Raw genomic sequence first — 3,118 nt, forward strand, 5'->3', positions numbered from 1 at the left:
GCCCGACACCGTCTCCGGGGCGTTGACCCGGCTTCGAAACGCCTTCCTGCGCGCCTTCGGGGAACGGGACGTGGGGAGCGGATTCACGGCCGGTCTGGCCAGAGCGATCCAGTTCCTTGCCGCCCACATCGACCTGCTGATCCAGCTGGCGGGCACCACGCTGGTCGCGGCCTTCGGGCGCATGGTGGCCTCCATGGCGGCAAGCGTGGCTGCTTCCCGTGCCGAGGCCGCCGCGCGGCTGAACAACCTGCGCCTGATCGAGGCGGAGGCGGCCGCCCGGCTGCGAGCGGCCCGGGCGGCACTGGCGCAGGCCGCAGCCCAGGGCAAGGCGACCACGGCCTTGCGTGCGGACTTGGCCCGAGCGGCACAGGAAGCAGTCAAGGCGCGGCGCGCCATCACCGCGGCGGCGCAGGGCACCACCTTGCTGGCCCGTGCCGGCGGGCTCTTGCGCGGCGCGCTGGCGCTGCTCGGCGGTCCCATCGGGCTGATTGTCACTGGCCTGGGACTGCTGGCCACCGCCGCCTTCTCGGCCCGGGACAAGGTGGTGGCATTCGGCGGCAAGACCGCCACCATCGGGCAGATCGTCTCGGCCGCCTGGGAACTCGTCACCGAGAAGATCGGGGCCTTCGTCGATGCCTTGATCTCCCTGGTGGGCATCAACGACAAGACCTGGGCGAGCCTGCGCGAGACGGTGATCGACGGCGTAAATGCCATCGGCCGTGCGGTGCGAACGTTCGTCAACGGCATCATCGGGTCTTTCAACGCCGTGGGCAAGGTGGTGGGGATCACCGCCGCCTTCCTCGTGCGCCGGTTCAAACGGGCCTTCTCCGACATCGCCGCGCTGGCCCGTGCCCTGGGCCGGGATATCGCAGCGGCGTTCGAGGGCGACTTCTCGCTGCGCCATCTCAAGGCCGCGCTGCGCGCGGGCCGGAACGAGATGCGCGGTTTCGGCAAGGCTCTGGGCGACGCGGTCAAGGAATCGCTGGGACGTGACTACGTGGGCGAGACCGCCCGGGCGATCGCCGCGCGTATCCGCAGCGAGCAGAAACGCCAGCGGATCTTTGCCAGACCCCAGCCCAAGGGTGCGCCATCCAGCGAGGACACTGCCGTCCGCCTCAAGCTCGCAGAAAGCCAAAGCGAAGCGGAACTCAGGATCCTCAAGGAAGGGCTGGCGCAGACCTCCAGGGCGCTCGACCGGGCGCTGGCCGATCGCCTGATCTCCCTCCGAGACTACTACGCTCAAAAGACAGCCATCGAGCAGCGGGAAATCGACGCCGAGATTGCCCGCAAGCGGCAGGCCCTGGCCGAGCAGCGGCGCATCCTGAGAGAAGCCAGCGATGAGAAGGCGCGGCTCGACGCAAAGGGGCAGATCGCGAAGCTTGAGGCCGACCTGATCGCACTGAACAACCGTCGTGCCGAGTCGGAAGTGGCCAACGCCCGCAAGGCGGCAGCTGCCGAACGGGAACTCATGGATGCGCTTGCCCGGGCCCGCGACGAACTGGCTCGCCTTACGGGCACCGGGACCGACGCCCAGCGCCGCGAGGCCATCGCCCGGGCTTACCGCGATCTGCGCGCCCGGCTGCTGGCGGAGAACGACACGGCCGGCGCCTCATTGATCGACCGTCTGATCGACGTCAAGGCAGCACAAGCCAACCTCGACGCCCTGGAGTCGAAATGGCGCCTGACCGCCGAGCGGATGCGTAACGCCCAGGAGGCGATCCGTATCCAGCAGCAAACGGGGCTGCTGACCGAGGCCCAGGCGCGCGAGCAGATCGTCCGTCTCCAGCAGCAGTCCGCCGCCGAGATGGAAACGTTGCTGCCGCTCATGGAACAGGCGGCCCGGGCCATCGGACCCGAGGCGGTCGCCCGGGTGCAGGCCTGGAAGAACGAACTGGCCAGGACCCGGCTGGTGGTCGATGAGGTGGCGGTTCGGGTCAAAGGCCAGGTCCAGGACGCCTTCGCCACGATGTTCGAGCAAATCGGTTCAGGCGCCAAGTCGGCCAAGGAGGCGTTCCGGGATTTCGCTCGCTCGGTCATCGCCTCGATCAATCGCATCGCCGCGCAGAAGCTGGCCCAGTCGCTGTTCGGAGGCGTCAGTGGGGGCATCGGCGGTTTCGTCGGCGCGCTGTTCAAGGGCTTCTCGACCGGCGGCTATGTCACCGGCCCCGGCACATCCACCTCCGACTCCATCCCGGCGCGCCTTTCCGCTGGCGAGTACGTGATCAATGCCGCCTCGGTGAAGAAAGTGGGTGTGGCCTTTTTGGATGCGATCAATGGCGGGGCCTTCGCGCCGCGTTGGCGGGGTCCCAACCTGGCCTTCGCTACAGGCGGCCTGGTGCCGAACGCGGGACGCCAGGAGAAGCCCCAGGTCAACGTCCGGGTGGTGAACGCCGTGGACGAGTCGCTGGTGGGCGACTACCTGGCCACGCCCGCGGGCGAGCAGGTCATCACCAATGTCATCCGGCGCAACGCCGCCACGGTGCGCCAGTACCTCGGGAGTTAGCATGGCACTGTTGTTTGTCGACGGCTTCGATCACTTCGATCCCCAGGCCCTCAAGCCCGACGGCGTGCCCAACTACGGCTACGCCAAGGCCCAGTACGCGCCACAGTGCGAGCGGGCGCCCGGCCGCCGGAGTGCCTCGTCCGCGCTGCGCTTTCCCGCCAGCACCCAGGGCGTGGCCATGGTGCGTGAGATCGGCTACGGCGTGAGCCGGATCATCCTCGGCTGCGCCTTTCGCCTCGATCTGCTGCCACCGGACCACTTTCCGCTGCTGTTCGTGCGTACGGCCAACAACCAGCGCTATGAGGTGTCGGTCAATGCCATCGGGCTGCTGGGCATCGGCCAGGGCGGGTTTCCAACGGGCCAGTCATTGCGAGCCATCTCGGCCCAGACCTGGAACCACCTCGAGCTGAAGGTGGTGGAAGGCAACGGTACCGGGCTGCTGGAGCTGCGGGTCAACAGCCAGACCTGGCTGACCCTCAGCGGCCAGAACATCCCCACCGGCGGCAACCTGGTCGCCGGCGGCGTCTGCTGGGCCGATCAGCCGTACCCGGTGGAGCTGTTGTTCGACGACTTCTATCTGGCCGACGGCTCGGGGACCCGCAACAACGACTACCT

At 68.3% G+C, this 3,118-nt stretch carries 1 protein-coding gene and 1 pseudogene; both read left to right on the forward strand.

Features of this window, described 5'->3' with window-relative positions; all coding sequences use genetic code 11:
* Positions 1-70 precede the first annotated feature (70 nt).
* Positions 71-2,503 carry a phage tail tape measure C-terminal domain-containing protein gene (locus MVF76_RS09700; protein ID WP_297528611.1) on the forward strand — a complete coding sequence of 811 codons (2,433 nt, stop codon included), beginning with the start codon at positions 71-73 and terminating at the stop codon, positions 2,501-2,503.
* A gap of 1 nt (position 2,504) precedes the next feature.
* Positions 2,505-3,118 (forward strand): annotated as a pseudogene (locus MVF76_RS09705) (hypothetical protein); the annotation flags it as partial.

This window comes from Thiohalobacter sp. (assembly GCF_027000115.1).
Classification (GTDB): domain Bacteria; phylum Pseudomonadota; class Gammaproteobacteria; order Thiohalobacterales; family Thiohalobacteraceae; genus JALTON01.